The organism is Algoriphagus winogradskyi, from assembly GCF_900182815.1.
GTDB classification, from domain to species: Bacteria; Bacteroidota; Bacteroidia; order Cytophagales; family Cyclobacteriaceae; genus Algoriphagus; species Algoriphagus winogradskyi.
The window spans coordinates 29,699-49,050 of record NZ_FXUA01000001.1; the positions used below are offsets into that span (position 1 = coordinate 29,699).

Sequence of the window (19,352 nt, forward strand, 5' to 3'; positions counted from 1 at the left end):
GACCAAATATTCTTTGGGATATTTTATAACTTTGAACGAAGAGTTAAACCCAAAAAATAACAGACATGAGTCAAGACTTTCTTCCTTTGAATGGGACTGATTATGTAGAATTGTACGTTGGCAATGCCAAACAATCTGCACTCTACTATCAATATGCCTTTGGCTACGAGCTTATCGCCTATGCCGGTCCAGAAACCGGCATAAAGGATAGAGCATCCTATGTCCTCAAACAAGACAAAATTAGATTGGTACTTACTTCTCCACTTCACCCTGAAGGTCCAATCGCAGATCACATCCGCAAACATGGTGATGGTGTGAAGGTTCTGGCACTTTGGGTGGATGATGCAGCACAGTCATGGAAGGAAACTACTTCCAGAGGCGCAGAATCAGCTTCGGAACCTAAAACTATCAGTGATGAATACGGCCAGGTGGTGGTAGCTTCCATCAAAACCTACGGGGAAACCATCCACACCTTTGTAGAACGAAAAGAATATAAGGGCATATTCCTTCCGGGATATCAGCCAAAGTCAAGCACTTATGCTGCCCAGCCGATTGGGCTGAAATACATCGACCACTGCGTAGGAAACGTGGAGTTGGGTGAGATGAATCGCTGGGTGGAATTCTACGAAAATGTCATGGGATTCAAACTACTCATCACCTTTGATGATGAGGATATCTCCACCGAATACTCTGCGCTGATGTCCAAGGTAGTTTCCAATGGCAACGGCTATGTCAAATTTCCGATCAATGAACCTGCCGCCGGCAAGAAAAAATCGCAAATAGAAGAATACCTTGACTTCTACCGGGGCCCAGGGGTGCAGCATATGGCGATTGCCACAGATGATATCATTGAGACGGTAACGGAATTACGAAAAAGAGGTGTGGAATTCTTGGTTGTTCCTTCCTCCTACTACGATGACTTACTGGATCGTGTGGGCGAAATAGATGAGGATTTGGAACCTCTAAAAGAACTGAACATACTGGTGGATCGGGATGATGAAGGATACTTATTGCAGATTTTCACCAAACCTGTGCAAGATAGACCTACCCTGTTTTTTGAAATAATCCAACGAAAAGGAGCCAAATCCTTTGGGAAAGGGAATTTCAAAGCCCTATTCGAAGCCATAGAGCGAGAACAAGGTCTGAGAGGGAATTTATAATAATACTGGAATAGCCGACTAGAGAATTTAGTCGGCTAGTTTTTTACTTTTTATTAGAAAAGAACTAATTTCTCTAAATTTTTAACTCTAGAAAAAATGCTATCCGTCATCAGCAACACCATCAAGGGAGGGATATTTTTCCTTTTCCCTATCGTATTAATCCTGATCTTTTTTGAGAAAATTGTCCATATCCTCCAACCACTGGCCACTAAAATCAGTGCCGCGCTGGGATTGGCAAGTTCAGACTTCGATTTTCCCTACCTCATAGCGATTCTCATCATTTTGGTGTTTTGCTTTTTGGCTGGTACCGTCGCCAAATTAGGGGCAGGCAAGTGGTTAGTGAATTGGATTGAAGAGCATGTACTTACGCTTTTCCCTGGATACCAGCTCATGAAAAACACCATGCAATCCACTGCAGGACTGGAATCTGACAAGGACTTCCCGGTGGTTTTGGTACCCATTGATGGCTGGATGATCGCCTTCCAAGTGGATACCTTAGCTACAGGAGAAGTGGTGGTTTTTGTGCCTTCAGCCCCTAGTAATTGGGAAGGAAATGTGGTAGTTTTCGAAAAAGATCAAGTAAAGGCTTGCACGCTAACCCAGAAAGATGCTACACAGATTATGCGCAGACTTGGGGTAGGTTCTGCAGAAATACTGGCAAATCACCTGAAAACATAACTTCCGATAAACTTGCATGAGACTTGTATTGAAAGTGGTTATACAGCTACTAACGTAATACTATGGTCACTGCAGCCGAACTCCCAAAAGGTCTGGTCTATATCCGAGACACACAGCCTGGCATCATTAGAAAGAAGAAAGGCCGAGGCTTTATTTTTCTGGATAAGGATAAACAAAAACTTTCCGATGAATCACATTTAGGACGAATTCAGGATCTGGTGATTCCGCCTGCATGGAAAAATGTGTGGATCAGCCCCAAAAAGAACAGCTACCTACAGGCCACCGGAATAGACGAAAAAGGGAGAAAGCAATACCTCTATCATACAAAATGGTCTGAATATTCTCAAAAAATTAAATATGATGACCTGCTCAAATTTGGGTTTTATTTACCCAAACTGCGAGAACGCTATCAGAAAGATCTTCGTCAAAAAAGCTGGAGTAAAAATAAAGTGTTGGCTCTGGCTACAGCTCTTCTGGATGAATTGCACCTAAGAGTAGGCAATAAGCACTACACAGAGACAAATAAAACACATGGGCTTACCACGCTGAGGAGAAAGCATCTCAAAGAGGATGGAAACAAAATTTCTATTAATTACACTGCTAAAAGTGGAAAAGAACGCTCGGTCTCGCTCACTAACAAAAGGCTGGTCCGGCTCCTAAAAGACTGTTCCCAGCTTCCAGGTTATGAGTTGTTCAGATATCAGGATGAAGGGAAATGGCATACAGTAGATTCCAGTGATTTGAATGAATACATCAGCCTTGAAGCTACTGAACCTGATTATTATACAGCGAAATACTTTAGAACCTGGGGAGCAAATTGTATCTGTATCAAACAGAGGGAGCTGTTGGACAAGATCTGTGAGGGAACGCGTAAGAAACCTGAAACTACGCTTATCCGAATGGTAGCTGATCAAATGGGCCATACCGTGGCAGTATGCAAGAGTTCGTATCTCCATCCCGAGATTTTGACCCATTGCCTGAAGCCCCAAAAATTAAAGGATTGTCTTCCAAGGGATTTTTCCGAAAAAGGCTATAAACCCGAAGAGGTACTCCTTCTCCAAATTCTTTGCACTAAACTTAACTGACGCCTAATCTTTTGGATTGGCATGTTTTTATTACTCCAATGAATAAAAAAACATAAAGTTCATGAGTATAGCACAAGTTTTAGGATACGATACAGAGAAAATATTTGATAAAATCACTGAGAAACTGAGCGGATGGATAGACATTTTGATAGAGAACCTTCCAAATTTTGTCTTAGCCATCCTTCTGATTTTATGTACAATTTTCATTGCTAAAACCATTAAGAGATTTTCTGGCAAGTACATCAGTAAATTAGGGACAAACGAAACCATTTCGCGCTTCCTTAGTCAATTGATTTTCCTGGCTATTTTAGTTTTCGGGGTTATGCTTGCGCTTTCGGTGATGGATCTTTCCAAGACCGTATCATCTATTCTAGCAGGTCTGGGTATCATTGGTTTGGCACTGGGTTTTGCCTTTCAGGATACCGCAGCCAATTTCATATCAGGTGTATACATTACCTTCAATCAACCCTACAAAATAGGAGACATCATTGAAACTCACGACGGACACGAAGGTTCTGTAATTGATATCAATCTAAGGGTAACCAAAATCAGAACCTATAATGGCCCTATAGTTTACGTTCCTAATAGATACCTGTTCCAGGAATGCTTTACTAATTTCACTGAATTTGAAAAACGTAGAGTTCAAATAGAATGTGGGGTGAGCTATGGTGAAGATCTGGAGCAAGTGGAAAGAATTGCTCTAGAAGCTGCAAAGAATGTGTCTAGTCGACTTGAATCGGAGGAACCTACACTTTTTTGGACTGGGTTCGGCGATAGTTCTATCAACTTCACTTTGAATATTTGGTGCAAGTTCAATGAGGTTAGCAAGGATTTTATACCTGTAAGAAATGAAGCTATTATTTCCCTCAAGAAAGCATTCGACAAAAATGATATTATGATTCCATTCCCAATACGTACGTTGGACTTTGGAATCAAAGGTGGTGTGCAGTTAGATAAACAACTGGAGTCACTCTCTAGTACCCAAAAAAATGGCTTTTCATCTAACCAAAGTGAGAGCTAATGAAGACCGAAAAAACTATGGGAAACTTGACCCCTACCCGATTTAAAATCACTCACATCCCCAGCTTGGTGGTAGAGAGTTTCAAACAATGGAACGCCGCAGATCCATGGAGACTTAGCGCTGTGGTAGCATATTACGCTGTACTGTCCCTACCTGCCCTGATGGTGATCGTGATAAATACCGTAGGATCGATCTGGGGAGTTGATCTGGTGACAGGACAACTCAACGATGAGCTTTCTTCTGCCATGGGTCCTGAAACAGCAGAGTTTCTGATAAGTATGGTAGAGGAAACCCAAAGCAGTGGTAAATCTGTAGTCGCTTCGATCATTGGTATAGGCGTATTGATTTTTGGAGCTTCGGGAGTTTTCTTTCATCTGAAAATTTCGATTAACGACATTTGGGGTCTGAAACAATCAGACGAAGTAAAATGGTATTATGTGTTATGGGAGCGTGCAGTCAGTTTTAGCTTTGTACTAGTATTAGGTTTTTTGCTATTTATCAGTTTCGTACTCACCGCTTTGCTCTCCTTTTTCAGTGATTTTATAAAAAGCATATTGCCTGAATTCGTTGTTGTTTTCGCATTTGTGGTTGATTTTGCTATTTCCTATGGAGTCATTGCTTTACTCTTTGCTTTGATATTCAAGTATTTACCTGATGCAATTATCAAATGGAAATCTGTTTGGGTAGGTGCCTTTCTTACCTCTTTCCTCTTTTCCATTTCCAAATTCCTTTTAGGTATTTACTTTGGTGCAGCTGAACCTGGATCCACTTATGGAGCTGCGGGATCAATTATATTGGTTCTACTTTGGGTTTCATATTCTTGTTTAATCTTCTTTTATGGAGCAGAATTTACCAAAGTGTTTTCAATAAGGTACGGCTACGGAATTATTCCTAGAAAACATTATTCTAGGGTAAAAAAAAAAGAAGTAGTACTCAAGGGTGATTTCGTTCCTGCCCCAAAAGATCCATTGCCCGAAGGAGAGGAAGAAGATATTACTCAGGATATGTCTAAGGAAAAATAGTGATTGATGCTATGCTTGCATAGCAAAACCTCTTACCTAATTTCAGTTGGACTACAAAAAAATAGGTGAACATGAAATTGAAGTATCGTAAAATAATCCGTTTACAGTAGGATAAGTGATTAATTGAACCTCAGCAACAACACCATATGAGGAGGGGTCTCTTCTGCATCCTTTTTGTTGAGGGGAATTACAGACTCAGATATGGAATAATACTGCGGATAGTCATTTTGAATAGTGAAGTGAAAATTTATCGCGGAAGCTGAATCTAACAATGAACCATTTCCCATCGTCATATCTTTTTCTTCAACTCGATCAAGGCTCAAGTTAATATTAGGAGTTTCACTCCTTACCTCAATTGAGCCCTCATCAGTATCCAGCAGGAAAGCGTGTATATCAGCCGCAACTTTTAACCGGGAGTCAATTGGTGATTGCGCTAATAGGTCTTGAGGGTTTTGTATCCAAAGCCCAAAAGTACCCACTTCACTTAACTCATGTCTCCCCTCTCCGATCCATTGAGTTTTTTCTACTTTTTCTTCAGGAAAGGAAAATTCTATTCCCTCCAAATCAGCAATTGACTCGGGAGAAGATATTTCCATTTTTAATTCTGAATTGGGAAAAACAGTCCAAGTAAGGATATTTGAATTACCCTGGTAAGCCGACCTAATTTGAATTGCCCCATCTTTTAATCGCTTCCAAGTCAATTTCTGAACCTTTGCGGAAAAGTGACCAGCCTCTATGTTTTGGCTGAAATTGATAAATCTCGTCCCAATCTTTACCAGCTGCAAGTTCCCATTTTCTTTGCCAAAAATATACAAGGTCTCACCCACTATGACCTGGAAATCAAGGGTAGATTCCCGAACACGGATCTTCTGATTATCTAGCACCGACCGTTGCTTAAAATAGCTTTGATTTCCTTCTTTTGGTTTACGAATAGGTTCAGATAGTGAGTATAAAACTACCGAACTAGTATCCATCAATGATAAATTAAGTAAATCTCCGTCGGTCCAATTAGCGGGAAGGCCAAGCGATACCGTGTTATTCCGCTCAGTAATATATTTCCCTAATGCGATCTGATTGGTAAAAAGCGATTGTTTGCCGTTCCATGAATCAATTTTTTCAATGGACCATTTAAGAGTATATCCACTTAGATCAAAATTGGGCTGGTGCGTGACAAGCTGGACTAAACCATCAAATGATTCCGTGAGTTCAAAAGGCTGTATATAAACGGGAGTGTTTAATGAAATAGGTTCAAAAGCAGGTTGGACATTCTGGCCTGCTTGGGCATGTGAATAGAGAATTGTGATAAAATATAGACCCAATAGGCCTATCAATTGGCCACCACCATGCTTCATTTTATATTCCATTGAATTTGTATCCGGTCTAAAAGTAAATGAATCTATTTGCTAAAAAAAATAGAATTAGAAGGCTGGCGAATACGAAAATCCTATTCATTCTAAAATTTAAGATGCACATCTTCAACACCTAACGATTTAACAGGTGGCATTTTTTATGATTTTCTATATCTTAGAAGTTAAACAATTTTTAAAACATGACTACCATAGACCCTAGCATCCTAGCCAAGGCTGATTCTTGGCTTAGCGGCACTATCGATGAAGATTCGAAAGCCCAAATCCGTACTCTAATTGATCAAAACCCAACTGAGTTAACAGATTCATTCTACCAAGATCTCGAGTTTGGTACCGGTGGATTACGTGGTCTTATGGGCGTTGGAACCAATAGGATGAACGTTTACACGATTGGAATGGCTACCCAAGGTCTTGCCAATTACCTGCTTAAATGTTTTCCTGGTGAAACGATCCGGGTAGCAATCACACATGACAGTAGAATCAACAATACACTGTTCGCTATGACCACAGCGAATGTCCTGACAGCGAACGGCATCCACGTATTGTACTTCAAGGAGATGCGCCCTACTCCTATGTTGTCATTTGCCGTAAGGCATTTTGATTGCAAAAGCGGTGTAATGATTACAGCTTCTCACAACCCAAAAGAATACAATGGTTACAAAGCTTATTGGGAGGATGGCGCGCAAGTAGTCGCTCCACATGATAAAAATATAATCGATGAAGTGAAGAAGATCACTTCCTTTGATGATGTAAACTGGGATAAAAATGATGCTCTTTTTCAGTACATCGAAGAGGATTTTGATGAGATCTACCTGAAGCTGGTCAAGGGGCTAAGTTTAGCTCCAGATGCTGTTGCTGCGCAAAAAAACATGCCGATAGTATTCTCTCCCATTCATGGTGCTTCTGGAAAAATGGTTCCTGCGGCATTGAAAGCTTTTGGCTTTGAAAATGTAAATATTGTAAAAGAGCAAGCTGAGCCAGATGGAAATTTCCCTACGGTCATTTACCCAAATCCTGAAGAAGCTGAGGCTCTAACGCTCTCTCTTAAGCTGGGAAAAGAAGTAGGTGCTGAGTTGGTATTGGCTTGTGATCCGGACGGTGATCGCTATGCCGCAGCAGTTCCAAATGCTTCGGGAGAATTTGAATTATTGAACGGAAATCAAACGGGTGCTTTACTTACCTATTACCTGTTGAGCCAGTGGAAAAAAGCGGGTAAACTCGACGGTAATCAATTCATGGTGAATACCATAGTGACCACTGAATTAATAGATAAAATCTGTGAAGGGTTTGGTGTAAAATGCTTCTCCGTTTTGACAGGATTTAAAAACATTGCGGCAATCATCAAAGATCTAGAGGGCAAGGAAACCTTCATCGGTGGCGGTGAGGAGTCTTATGGGTATTTGGTTGGCGATTTTGTGCGTGATAAAGACGGGGTAAGTGCCTGCGCTATGGTTGCTGAAGCAATCGCGTATTACAAAACTCAGGGTAAGTCAGTTTTTGATGTACTTGCTGAGATTTATAATCAATTCGGCTTCTATAAGGAATCTCTTATTTCTGTTACCAAAAAAGGAAAAGACGGTGCGGAGCAAATCCAGGCTTTGATGACTGATTTCCGTCACCATCCACCAGCTGAGATGAATGGAATTGCTGTAGCAAAAATCGTCGATGTGAAAGAAAGCACGGTAAAAGATGTAAAATCCGGTAAGACAGAAAAGCTGGATATGGATAAGTCCAATGTGATGCAGTTCTACCTCGCTGATGGAAGTAAGATCTCTGCTAGACCATCTGGTACTGAACCAAAGATCAAGTACTATTTCTCGGTGAATGCGCCGTTGGCAAATAAATCTGATTACAGAAATGTGGAATCTGAATTAGTAGAAAGGCTGGAAGGATTGAAGCGATACTTCAGCTAAAAAATGAAATTTGAGAAATTAAAAGCACTGAGAAATCAGTGCTTTTTTATTTAAAACTTGCCAAATCTGCGATAAGTACTTAGCAAGCAATGGTGTAATAAATAACTATATTTATAGAGTTGTTTATTACACCCAATTGACCATGGACTATTCTAAAGTTATTTTTCCATTGCTTTGCATTTTACTTTTTCAATTTTGTAACACTAAAAATGAGGTTGAAGTAGTAGAGGACATTCATAAAATTGAAATCAGCAAGGATTTTTTACTTGATGGAGAAAATGGATTTCAATTTCAACCATTGGATACCATTGATCTGGAAAGGTCCGGAAATCCGCCTCTTACTTTCATTCACGATATAGCCTTCGGCAAAGATTATATTTTTCTTATCGATAATAGAAAGGGCTTGTTGAAGTATGATTACGATGGGAATTACATTCAGAATATAGGTAAAAAAGGCGAAGGGCCTGATGAATATCTAGTACTCACAGCAATTTACCTGGATGAAAAAGAAAATATAGTTTTAGTATCTGATTGGCAAAAAATGGTGGTGAATTCCTATGACTTGGAAGGAAACTTTATTGCTTCAAGTAAAAAATTAGCAGGCCAACCAATCTCATTCTATAAGGAAGACAGCACTATTTTGGTGATACAAGAGGACCTAAATTCTAGTGAAAAAGATGGTAAATCAATTATGATAAGTTCTATAGAACCAACTACTTTAGAATTCAAAACACAAGAAAATCCTTTGTATAGCTTCACTTCTAAATTCAACCGTTTTTACAATTTCCTAAATGTATTTGGAAAGATGAATCATGAGCGTCTCTTTTATATGCCCCGGAGTCAGTTTGCAGGTTTGATTGGTCAGAAGGATACTATTTACAGAATGAAAGAGGATCACTTGATTCCTGAATATCAACTTGACTTCAAGGATTTTGAAAAGTCAGACACCTTACGGATTGAGTTTACAGAAATAAATGAGGGTAATGCAAGTATGCTTTTAACCTACAAAAAAGATTCATATCATCTCATACTTGATTTAGGAAGTAACACGCCAAAATTTAGCTATAAACTTCCTTTCAAAGGTGTCTCATTAGAAGAATTCCCAAAACATTTAAATGCGGATACCTACTACAATATCATCAGAAATAAAGACGCACAGGAAGAGGAAAATCCAAAAATAATAGTGTCTAGTTTAACAACAGGAACTAATTAATTATAGATGAAAAACATTTGCTTCCTTGATTGTGGTCACTTCTTTTCCCACAGCACATCTGCAAAGTAACCTTCGGAATCCATAAAATTTTCCTTCACTTCAAAACCGCCCAAAGAGGCTAAATTACTGATTTCAGATAAACTGTACTTTTTGGATATTTCAGTGAAAATCGACTCAAAAGCCTCAAATACAACGTGTTGATTTAATGCACCAATGGTTACTGCCTGGGACTTTTGAGAAACTAAATAGCTTCGACATTCTCCGCTAACAGGATCATAAGTAGGCCAATGAACAAATGAATCTCGGTCAAAATCAGCATCCAATTCTCTATTTATTCTATCAAGCAAATTCATATTAAACTCACGAGTGACGCCTTGCTCATCGTGATAGGCGTTGAGAATGGTTTGAGGATTCTTTTTTAGGTCAAAACCAAGCAAAACAAGATCTCCCCTTTTAGTCCCCACTCGTAGATGGTCAATGATATTTTTGGCTTCATCTACTCCAAAATTCCCCAAATTCGCTCCCATAAACAGTATAAGATTAGGTCTGCCATCTTCCCAAACTTGTTTTTTCAGAGACTCTCTATACGTATCTTGAATAGAATTGACGGTCAGTTGAGGCAATTCCTTTGCAAGGCTTTGTTCTAATTCTTCAAGAACTGACCCGGAAAAATCTACAGGGTAGTAGGTGAACTCAGCTTTTTTTTCGGTTAGGTATCTGAGCAAGATTTTAGTTTTCATGCCGTCACCAGCTCCCAGTTCTACCAAGTTGAATGGTTGATTTGACGCTAAAATTTGCTCTAAAATTTGCTCGTGTTGAAGCTCAAGAATCTCATATTCCTTGCGTGTAAGATAGTATTCTGGCAATGCCATAATCTGCTGAAACAGCTTATCTCCCTTGGCATCATAGAAGTATTTTGAAGGTAAAGTTTTCGGAGTTGAATTTAGACCAAGCATGACATCTTGGGCAAAGGTTCCGAAATCCGTGTTTTTTGCGTTCATAAATTAAAGGGATTTGGCTAAGCGAATGCCCATAAATTGCCATCTGTATTTTGGATGAAAAAAGTTTCTATAAGTTGGTCTGGAATGTCCTTCAGAAGTTGCTACTGAAGCGCCACGTAACACCATTTGGTTTATCATAAATTTCCCATTGTACTCTCCTATTGCTCCTGGAGCCACCTTAAAGCCCGGATAAGGCAAATAAGCAGAATTTGTCCATTCCCATCGTTTCCCCCATTCAACTTGATTTTGGGCTACTTCCCACTCAAATTCCGTGGGCAGTCTCATGCCTCTCCAAGATGCATAAGCTGAGGCTTCATAGAAATTCACATGAGCGACAGGTGCGTCAAGATCAATTGGTTTTAATCCATTCAATGTGTAATAATACCAAGCTCCATCTTGAAGCTCCCAATACAAAGGCGCTTTTACTTGGAGTTCCTTACTCCATGCCCAGCCCTCGTCATGCCAATAGGTTGGGTTTTCATAACCACCAGCATTCATAAATTCCAAATACTCCTGATTTGTAACCAGCGCTGTAGAAATCGCAAAGTCATTGATGTAAACTTTATGCGGATTCAATTCATTATCGTAGCAAAAACCATTGTCTGTATAGCCAATTTCATAAACTCCAGCATCTACAGACACCCACTTTGACTTAGGTTCAGTGCGATACTCCCCAATATCCATCACGCTTGGATTCAGTGGGTTAAACCACAAACTGTATTTTAAATCTGTAATTAATAATTCCTGATGTTGCTGTTCGTGATTCAATCCTAGAGTAACCAGTTCATTTATCTCAGAATTATTTCCGTGAATCAACCTCAAAATTGCCTCATCTACATAAGCACGGTAGGTTTTAACCTCTTCCACTGAGGGGCGAGACATAAGTCCGCGTTGATTTCGTGCTGTTCTTGCACCAAGGGAATTGTAATAAGAATTAAAAAGAAAATTAAATTGGGGATGTTTCACCACATAGCTGGGGTCATTTGGCACCAAAATAAACTGTTCAAAAAACCAAGTTGTGTGGGCTAAGTGCCATTTAGGAGGGCTTACCTCCTCAGAAGCCTGCAAGCTAAAATCCTCGGTGATCAAATTGCTACATAGATGAAGAGAGTGGTTTCTTACACGTTGGAAGGTTTCTGATAAATTCATATACGTCTGATAACTAAGCTTCAAGATAAAAGTTTATGAATACTATTCCTTGCCGATATGCACTAATGCATCTCCCGCATTGATGACAGGCATATTATTCATTCCTATAATGTGACCATTAGTTGGGGCTTTTACAGGGATTTTCACATGTCCATATGGATCCGAAATCCGTGCCAATATTTGGCCTTTTTTGACGGACTCCCCTACTTTTACACTTGAGTTAAAAATTCCAGAAGCTTTCGCTCTTACCCAACTACTTTCTTTTAAGAAAACACTCTCCTGAGGGGCTGGCGCATCTGCGAGCATACCTAGGCTTGCCAACATACGCTTAGTACCATTCACCCCTTCTTCAATGCCATATTCATCCAATCTCATAGATTCCCCTCCCTCAAATACCAAAATATGTTTTCTGGCTTTAAAGGCCTCTTTTCTGAATGACTTCTCTATGTACTTTGAATTCACCACATAATGAGTTCCAAAAGCTCTAGCAAGTTCCACTGCCACTTTATCCTTATAATCTACTCTTACTTGGGGGAAGTTGGTGAGCATTCTCCCACCCGTATGAAAATCTATTCCAAAATCTATCTGAGGTATGATTTCACTACTTAATATGTAAGCAATACTACCTGCTAAAGAGCCTTTTTTACTTCCAGGGAAGCTGCGATTTAGATCTCTTCCGTCTGGGAATGTTCTGCTATTTGACAGAAAACCATAAATATTAACCAGAGGAATAAAAATTAAGGTTCCTTTGATCAACTCGAGACCTTCATCTACTTCCTCAAGAAGCCTCTTAGCAGTTACTACACCATTAATTTCATCGCCATGAACTCCCCCGCTAATTAATACAACAGGACCGTCTTCTTTTGAAGAGCGGATAAATATAGGAAGATCAATTAGAGTATGGGTTGGAAGTTTAGCGATGGCAATTTCTATATTCATCGACTGGCCGGGTCTGATCCGTACACCATTTATGACCAATTCTTTCATTGATATGTTATTTGATTTTCAATACCCACGTCGAAAAATACTACTAGTACATTCTCCAGTAAGATTGCAAGTCTTAAAATTCAATTGGGTGATTACATTTCATATTCGAGTAAAATCTTACTTATTTCGCAAGTCAGTCTCCACATATGAATATACTAGAAAACATCTCCCTCAGGCCATATAATACCTTTGGAATTGATAAAACGGCTCGTTTTTTTGTTGCTGTAACTTCAATTGCACAGCTAAAGGAAGCATTAGCATGGGCTAAATCTCAGAATATCAAACCTTTGATTTTAGGAGGAGGAAGCAATATACTTCTTACAAAAAATCAGGATAAACTGATAATCAAAAATGAAATTGCGGGAGTAAAAGTAATTAAGGAAGAAGCTGATTTTTTTTTAATTGAAGCGGGCGCTGGTGTGAATTGGCATCAATTTGTGCTCACCGCAATCAAAAACAATTGGGCTGGAATAGAGAATTTATCCTTAATCCCAGGGACAGTTGGGGCTTCTCCAATGCAGAATATCGGCGCTTATGGAGTGGAAATAAAAGATGTATTTTCTAGCTTGAAGGCTCTGAACAGAGAAACATTGGAAATTGAAGAATTCAATGCTGCGCAGTGTCAATTTGGGTATAGAGAAAGTATTTTCAAACATGAATTAAAAGGCAAATATGTGATTTGCTCTGTCGTCTTTAAGTTAACAAAAGAGCCTATCTACCACACAGAATATGGCGCAATCCAAGAAACCTTGGAGGCAAATGGAATTAATGAGCTGAGTATTAAAGCAATCTCTGATGCAGTAATTCAAATCCGTCAATCTAAACTGCCTGACCCAAAAGAAATAGGAAATTCTGGTTCTTTCTTCAAGAACCCTACTATTTCCACTGAGCATTATGAAGGGCTTAAAAGCCTGCACCCTACCATCCCTGGCTATCTAAACGATGAGGGAATTAAAGTCCCTGCAGCTTGGCTGATCGAACAATGCGGGTGGAAGGGGCAGCGGTTTGGCGAAATTGGTGTACACAGTAAACAACCACTAGTCCTTGTAAATTATGGTGAAGGAGATGGAAATGAAATCAAAAACCTTTCAGAAAAGATTCAGAAGTCAGTTTTCGAAAAGTTCAATATTAACATACATCCTGAAGTAAATTTTCTTTAGACCAGGTGGTCATTAACTTCAAGAGTCTTTTGATATTTATCTACTTGAACACCAAATTTCCTCAAGAAATCAACCCCTTCATCTGAACCTATACCTTTATATTCTGCATAAGAAAATAAATAAATAACTCTAGAGATTCCCATAGAAAAAATAATCCTAGAACACGCAAGGCAGGGTGACAAGGTGACAAAAAGCGTAGATCCTTCTACAGTGGTATTGTTTTTCACTGCATATAAAATTGCATTTTGTTCTGCATGAAGCGCTAATGAGCAACTACCCTTACTATCCCTGGCGCAGCCACCTTCAGGAAATTCGACATCGCAATTATGAGTACCTGCAGGCGGTCCATTATACCCTATTGAAATGATACGTGTATCTTTTGTGAGCACTGCTCCTACATGCTTTTTAATACAATGAGAACGTTTAGCCAAATTGACTGCCAGCTCCATAAAAATATCATCAAAATCAGGTCTCTTCATGTCTTAAACTTTCGCTAAAATTAGCACTAGATCGTAAAGGCTTGCAAACATAATTGAATAATATGACTATCCGCTATGTTGCCAGTCACCTTTGCTTATCAGATTGGAAGGGCTATACTTCGGCTAAGCTATTTAAATGTGACCAAAGTGGCCACAATTCTTAAATTTAATGTTTGTGCCACCTTACTGGCAGAAAAGCGGATATACCTATTGAATAACAACTTCCTTTTATTCGTTAATTAGTAATACCTAACTTTCTTTTCTCTTGCCCGTTTTTAAACAAAAAGCCCTTTCGATGAAGCGAATTCACTCAAGAAACATATTTCTTTTCACGATTTTCCTAGCTATTCTTAGCTCATGTAATGCTATTGAGATATTCAAGGAAAATACTGAAGTACCTGTGCGAAGGCCTTACAGATCATTCGTAATCATAAACCAGGAAGTAGGAATTCGAGGTTTTTCTTCTCAATTCATCGATGAACAAGTCCAGACACATCTCCAAGATGCACTGGAAGCCAAAGGTCTAGTATATGACAAAAATGAGCCTGAGTTAATTATTCGTTATACCTCAAATGAAGACCAGAGAAAACGAGACACCTATTCAAGTAATAATTACTATCCATACTGGGGTTCCAGAGTAATGGGACCATGGATTTATAATCCATACGACCCCTACTTCAACAATCGAAACAATAGTCAAACTACAAGCAACTATGAGTTAGTTCAGGTAATTGTAGATTTTATCGATCAGAAAGAAGATAAACTCCTCATGACATTAACTGGTGTAACCGAGGTGAGTAGCCCAAAAACGAAAAGTAAAAAAGTGCTAAAAACAACAGACAAGATTATAGATTATTTTCTATACGAACTAAAAGACTCGGAGTAAAGACCTAATCAATCACTCCAATTAATTTTAGGCGTTGATTTTTTTGTAAGTATAGCTTATTATAAATTTGCAGTGCGATTGCCCTAATTGCATCGCATTTTTACACAAAAATATAAATTCTTTTCGGCTCTTATTTGGCAAAATATTTGTAAAAGTACAATTAACTACTAATTTTGTACTAGCAATATTGTATTTCAGCCACGAATTTTTGCACTTAATGCTTACAATAGTCCTTATAGATGACGATCCGATCAGTACATTTGTTACTGAAAAACTCATTTCAAGAAATGTGAAAGAGCCATGTCAATTTTATAAGTATCAGAGTGCCCGAGTGGCACTAGAGGAAATCTATTCCATTAAAGCCAATTATCTTTTTTTAGATCTAAATATGCCAGAAATGACTGGCTGGGATTTCCTGGACTTATTTAATTCAGATAAAAACGAAGCTCAAATCTACATCTTGAGCAGTTCAGTAGATGAAAGAGATATTAATAAGGCTAGCAGGTATAGCATTGTTAAAGATTATCTATCAAAACCATTGATTAAAAAATACATCAAATCAATTTTCAACTGACCCTCAATTGGGTCATTTTTTTTGCTGTTTTTGCCAATGTGCATGGGACCTTCTTATAATTTCAACCAGATTATAGAGTTCCCTCATTTAGTGCTCGGTAGATTATTGAATTCATTGGAATGAAGATCATGTGAAATTGCAAACTAGCAAATAGAACTGGCCTGAAAAAAGTTTAAAAAAAAATATCCCAACTGTATGGTGCGAAATGATTTTTTACTTTAATTCGTGACGTTCAACTATTAAAAACCCCTATCTAAACTACTATGGAGGATTTTGACGACGATTTCGAAGATGATGACAACTTCAATGATGATGATGATTTCGGTAATGATTTCGAAGACGAATATGATCTAGACGAAGACAATGAGTTTGCCGATGATACCATCATAGACTTCGACGAAGAAGAAGATGATGAAGATTTCGATGATGATCAATTCGATTAACTTGATTATTTGGAGTTAAGAAATTATCTTCGGGCATCTTTAGAAATTCAAAAAATTGATCATGATACTATTAGACGTATTCACTTCTCCACTTGCTGGAGGGGCTCAAACTTTCCTAGTGATTGTATGTGTATTAATCGGTCTTGGAGCCGGAATCACTGCAATTGATACTAGAAGCACCTTCACTAAGAAGAAAAAGGCTGATCATTAATATCTTATAACTTATTTAAAGGAGGTTCGCACCTCCTTTTTTTATGCCCAAAATCATGTCAAAAACTCAGAATTTCCAGAATCACGCTAAATATTACCCATTACATCACTTTATAATTATGCCCATGGGGCTTTTATTCCTGGGCTGGACGATATTTAGAATAGACTTCAATAGTCATCAATCTGCATCAGACAGCCTCTATTTTATTTTATTGGGCCTTATCATTTTTTTAATTTCCTACCTCCCACGAATCTATGCTATTAAAAACCAGAATCGAATTATTAGAATGGAAATGAGACAACGCTACTTCCAATTAACTGGTAAAGCATTTTATGAAAAGGAAAACAAACTATCTCCTAGCCAAATCATTGCATTGAGATTCGCAGGAGATGATGAACTATTAGCATTGATTGATAAAACTATACAGGAAAATACGACACCTAAAGAGATTAAGAAAAGTGTTAGTAATTGGCAGGCCGATCATCATCGAGTGTAATCCGAATGATTTAAAAGTTCACAGTAAATCCCTTGTCAAGTATATGCCTAAGGTTTTCTCTCGACTTTTTTCTATAATCTATTTGGGAAAAATCCAAATCAGGCAATGTGAGTACTAAATCGAATTTCTTCGCTCCAGGATCCGTCCCTGATGTGATCAAAGCTATTTTTTTATTCCTGTGACGGGCTAGTTTCATTAATTCATAGCATGCTTTTCCTTCAGCAGATTGATCATCATATCTCCCCTCACCTGTAATAATTCTATCTGCCCAATTAACTTTAGATTCCAAATCTACTTTTTCAAAAAAATAATCTGATCCAAACTTAACCTCTGTTTCGAAAAAAACAGATAACCCTAAGGCAATGCCCCCAGCTGCACCAAAACCTGGCTTATCTTCAAAAACTTTTCTTTGTTTGGTGAAAAGCCGGCTAACTACGGATTCACAGATTAATTCATAGGATTCAATTTGCTCAGGTAAAAGTCCCTTTTGCGGGCCAAAAACAGGAACAGCCCCCCTTTGTCCAAAAAAGGTATTCTTCACATCGCAAAGACAAGTGAATTTAACTTTTGGAATCCTGGTGGATTTCTGGATATGATTGATTTTAGATAAAAATTGAGGTGAATACTTAGTTAATTCTCTCCCATTTTTATCCAAAAATCCAATTCCCAATTCAGACAATATCCCAATTCCAAGATCAATAGTGGCGCTACCTCCCAAACCTAATATGATCTCTTCAGCTCCAAGATTAATGGCATCACGTACTAGTAGCCCCGTACCATAGCTTGAAGATACATATGGATCCAATTCCTCACTCTGCAAAGAAGCAACTCCTGAAGCCATTGAAACGTCTATATAGGCCTTTTTTAACGAGTCATCCCATCCATACGAACAAGGAATCGGTCTACCAAAAGCATCCAGAGACCATATCGTCTTTTTCTCTAACTGAAGTATTTCTGTAAGTAATTCGCAAGTACCGTCACCTCCATCTGCAATAGGAAGTAACGTAGTCGAGATATTAGGATATTCACTCTCAATATATTCTCTTATAACTTCTCCAGCTTCGCGGGCAGTCATAGTGCCTTTAAATGCATTTGGAGAAATTAAGACATTCATATATTACGCTTTTTTCATTCTGAGAAAATAATCCTTCATTGCAATCCTTACTTTGGGAGCAAGGTAAATTGTCGAAATCATCGTTGGTACGGCCATAATTGCATACATACCATCTACCAAACTGATGACCACATCGAGCGATGCTACTGCACCAGCCACTATAGTAATCAAATAGAAGTAATTGTAATAATCTGCTCTTTTTGCTCCAAATAGATAACCAAAGCATTTGTGACCATAATAAGAATAGGTAAACATGGTAGATAAAGCAAAAACTAACACTGCAATCATGAGGAGGTATCTACCATAATAAGGAAGTGCCAAGTCAAATGCTGCCAATGTTAAACGCACCCCATCTTTCTCTGTTGATTCCCAAACTCCTGTCAGCATAATCACCAAAGCAGTAAGTGTACATACTACAATTGTGTCAATAAATGGCCCGAGCATGGCAATCAAACCTTCTCGAATAGGCTCGTTATTTTTGGAAGCACCATGAACCATAGGAGCTGTTCCTATACCGGCTTCATTAGAAAAAGCTGCCCTACGGGCTCCAATAATAATTACAGCTCCAACTGCACCTCCGGCAATCGCTTCTCCAGTAAATGCATCAGTAACAATTTTCAACAACATTTCAGGCACATCACCAATGTATTTGAATACAATAATGATCACTGTGACAAAATAAAGTCCAACCATAAAAGGCACCATCTTAGAAGCTACTCCAGCAATTCTTTTGATACCTCCTAGAATTACAATAGCAACTAATACCATCATCGTAATTCCTATGATCCAACGCGTTTTATCCCCTTCATCTAAGCCGGCAGGCTCTAAAATGACTGTTCGAAGTACTGCTGTTAATTGATTAGCTTGGAAAATAGCGAGCAAACCAAAGACTCCAGCTGTACAAAAGATAATAGAAAGGAATTTCCACTTTTTACCCATCCCCTCTTCAATTACATACATGGGACCACCTTGGAGTTGCCCTTCGGAATCTTTCCCCCGGTACATGATTGCAAGGCTACAGGTGTAAAATTTGGTTGCCATACCTACAAATGCGGAAACCCACATCCAAAAAATTGCACCTGGACCGCCCATATTGATTGCAATAGCAACACCACTGATATTCCCCAATCCTACCGTTGCAGCAATTGCTGACGATAATGCCTGAAATGAGGATATCTGTCCAGGCATTAAACTATCATCATATTTTCCTCTCAGCAAACTTATGGCATGTCCAATCTTCCGAAAAGGCACAAACCCTGAATGCACCAGAAGAATAAGTCCACCTCCCATTAAAATAACAAGCATTGGTGTACCCCAAATCCAGTCAGCAAAGGATATAATATAATCGCCCATAAAAATATTCTAGTTAAAGCAATCTAATTGATTGTGTGAT

20 protein-coding genes are annotated in these 19,352 nt (G+C 38.7%); 13 read left to right on the forward strand and 7 right to left on the reverse strand.

Annotation, left to right across the window (positions count from 1 at the left end; genetic code table 11):
• Positions 1-65 precede the first annotated feature (65 nt).
• The 5 genes from hppD to QOL76_RS00160 all read left to right on the forward strand — a co-directional run bounded on the left by hppD (position 66) and on the right by QOL76_RS00160 (position 4,966).
• Positions 66-1,160: a 4-hydroxyphenylpyruvate dioxygenase gene (hppD, locus tag QOL76_RS00140; protein ID WP_283410987.1), complete on the forward strand. Its 1,095-nt coding sequence runs from the start codon at positions 66-68 to the stop codon at positions 1,158-1,160.
• A 96-nt stretch (positions 1,161-1,256) separates the two neighbouring features.
• Positions 1,257-1,838: a DUF502 domain-containing protein gene (locus QOL76_RS00145; protein WP_283410988.1), complete on the forward strand. Its 582-nt coding sequence runs from the start codon at positions 1,257-1,259 to the stop codon at positions 1,836-1,838.
• A 62-nt stretch (positions 1,839-1,900) separates the two neighbouring features.
• Positions 1,901-2,923, forward strand: a complete 1,023-nt coding sequence (locus QOL76_RS00150) for a DNA topoisomerase IB (protein WP_283410989.1) — start codon at positions 1,901-1,903, stop codon at positions 2,921-2,923.
• Between the two features lie 61 nt (positions 2,924-2,984).
• Positions 2,985-3,944 carry a mechanosensitive ion channel family protein gene (locus tag QOL76_RS00155; protein WP_283410990.1) on the forward strand — a complete coding sequence of 320 codons (960 nt, stop codon included), beginning with the start codon at positions 2,985-2,987 and terminating at the stop codon, positions 3,942-3,944.
• Positions 3,944-4,966, forward strand: coding sequence for a YihY/virulence factor BrkB family protein (locus QOL76_RS00160; RefSeq protein WP_283410991.1), 1,023 nt, complete (start codon positions 3,944-3,946; stop codon positions 4,964-4,966). Before QOL76_RS00155 ends, QOL76_RS00160 begins: the two co-directional genes overlap by 1 nt.
• A 119-nt stretch (positions 4,967-5,085) precedes the next feature.
• Here the strand turns inward: QOL76_RS00160 and QOL76_RS00165 are convergent, their stop codons facing one another.
• Positions 5,086-6,330, reverse strand: a complete 1,245-nt coding sequence (locus QOL76_RS00165) for a hypothetical protein (protein WP_283410992.1) — start codon at positions 6,328-6,330, stop codon at positions 5,086-5,088.
• 185 nt (positions 6,331-6,515) lie between these two features.
• On the opposite strand from QOL76_RS00165, the gene QOL76_RS00170 reads away from it, so the two are divergent.
• Together QOL76_RS00170 and QOL76_RS00175 are read left to right on the forward strand one after the other, a co-directional pair.
• Positions 6,516-8,246: a phospho-sugar mutase gene (locus tag QOL76_RS00170; RefSeq protein ID WP_283410993.1), complete on the forward strand. Its 1,731-nt coding sequence runs from the start codon at positions 6,516-6,518 to the stop codon at positions 8,244-8,246.
• A 142-nt stretch (positions 8,247-8,388) separates the two neighbouring features.
• A complete protein-coding gene (locus tag QOL76_RS00175; protein ID WP_283410994.1) occupies positions 8,389-9,459 on the forward strand; it encodes a DUF4934 domain-containing protein in 1,071 nt (356 codons plus the stop codon).
• A 35-nt stretch (positions 9,460-9,494) separates the two neighbouring features.
• Here QOL76_RS00175 and QOL76_RS00180 read toward each other — a convergent pair whose 3' ends face one another.
• The 3 genes from QOL76_RS00180 to QOL76_RS00190 are packed head-to-tail and all read right to left on the reverse strand — an operon-like array spanning position 9,495 to position 12,596.
• Positions 9,495-10,460, reverse strand: coding sequence for an L-histidine N(alpha)-methyltransferase (locus QOL76_RS00180; RefSeq protein ID WP_283410995.1), 966 nt, complete (start codon positions 10,458-10,460; stop codon positions 9,495-9,497).
• A gap of 3 nt (positions 10,461-10,463) precedes the next feature.
• Positions 10,464-11,609: an ergothioneine biosynthesis protein EgtB gene (egtB, locus tag QOL76_RS00185; protein ID WP_283410996.1), complete on the reverse strand. Its 1,146-nt coding sequence runs from the start codon at positions 11,607-11,609 to the stop codon at positions 10,464-10,466.
• Positions 11,610-11,651: 42 nt separating this feature from the next.
• On the reverse strand, positions 11,652-12,596 hold the full coding sequence (locus QOL76_RS00190; RefSeq protein WP_283410997.1) for a succinylglutamate desuccinylase/aspartoacylase family protein: 945 nt from the start codon (positions 12,594-12,596) through the stop codon (positions 11,652-11,654).
• Positions 12,597-12,742: 146 nt separating this feature from the next.
• On the opposite strand from QOL76_RS00190, the gene murB reads away from it, so the two are divergent.
• Complete coding sequence (murB, locus tag QOL76_RS00195) at positions 12,743-13,756, forward strand: UDP-N-acetylmuramate dehydrogenase (RefSeq protein WP_283410998.1); 1,014 nt, start codon at positions 12,743-12,745, stop codon at positions 13,754-13,756.
• Here the strand turns inward: murB and QOL76_RS00200 are convergent.
• Positions 13,753-14,235, reverse strand: coding sequence for a deoxycytidylate deaminase (locus QOL76_RS00200; protein WP_283410999.1), 483 nt, complete (start codon positions 14,233-14,235; stop codon positions 13,753-13,755). The two genes, murB and QOL76_RS00200, sit on opposite strands and share 4 nt — an antisense overlap.
• Before the next feature lie 295 nt (positions 14,236-14,530).
• Here QOL76_RS00200 and QOL76_RS00205 point away from each other — a divergent pair, with 295 nt between their 5' ends.
• From QOL76_RS00205 to QOL76_RS00225, 5 genes are all read left to right on the forward strand, one after another.
• Complete coding sequence (locus QOL76_RS00205) at positions 14,531-15,121, forward strand: DUF4136 domain-containing protein (RefSeq protein ID WP_283411000.1); 591 nt, start codon at positions 14,531-14,533, stop codon at positions 15,119-15,121.
• 217 nt (positions 15,122-15,338) lie between these two features.
• The gene (locus tag QOL76_RS00210; protein WP_283411001.1) at positions 15,339-15,695 is read left to right on the forward strand and encodes a response regulator; all 357 of its coding nucleotides are present in this window, start codon (positions 15,339-15,341) and stop codon (positions 15,693-15,695) included.
• A gap of 263 nt (positions 15,696-15,958) precedes the next feature.
• Complete coding sequence (locus QOL76_RS00215; RefSeq protein WP_283411002.1) at positions 15,959-16,138, forward strand: hypothetical protein; 180 nt, start codon at positions 15,959-15,961, stop codon at positions 16,136-16,138.
• 61 nt (positions 16,139-16,199) lie between these two features.
• Positions 16,200-16,349, forward strand: coding sequence for a hypothetical protein (locus QOL76_RS00220; RefSeq protein WP_283411818.1), 150 nt, complete (start codon positions 16,200-16,202; stop codon positions 16,347-16,349).
• Between the two features lie 55 nt (positions 16,350-16,404).
• Positions 16,405-16,845: a DUF6526 family protein gene (locus QOL76_RS00225; protein ID WP_283411003.1), complete on the forward strand. Its 441-nt coding sequence runs from the start codon at positions 16,405-16,407 to the stop codon at positions 16,843-16,845.
• Positions 16,846-16,855: 10 nt separating this feature from the next.
• On the opposite strand, the gene QOL76_RS00230 is transcribed toward QOL76_RS00225, so the two are convergent.
• Both QOL76_RS00230 and QOL76_RS00235 read right to left on the reverse strand, forming a co-directional pair.
• Positions 16,856-17,959, reverse strand: coding sequence for a glycerate kinase (locus QOL76_RS00230; protein WP_283411004.1), 1,104 nt, complete (start codon positions 17,957-17,959; stop codon positions 16,856-16,858).
• 3 nt (positions 17,960-17,962) lie between these two features.
• Positions 17,963-19,312, reverse strand: coding sequence for an alanine/glycine:cation symporter family protein (locus QOL76_RS00235; protein ID WP_283411005.1), 1,350 nt, complete (start codon positions 19,310-19,312; stop codon positions 17,963-17,965).
• Positions 19,313-19,352: the final 40 nt, after the last annotated feature.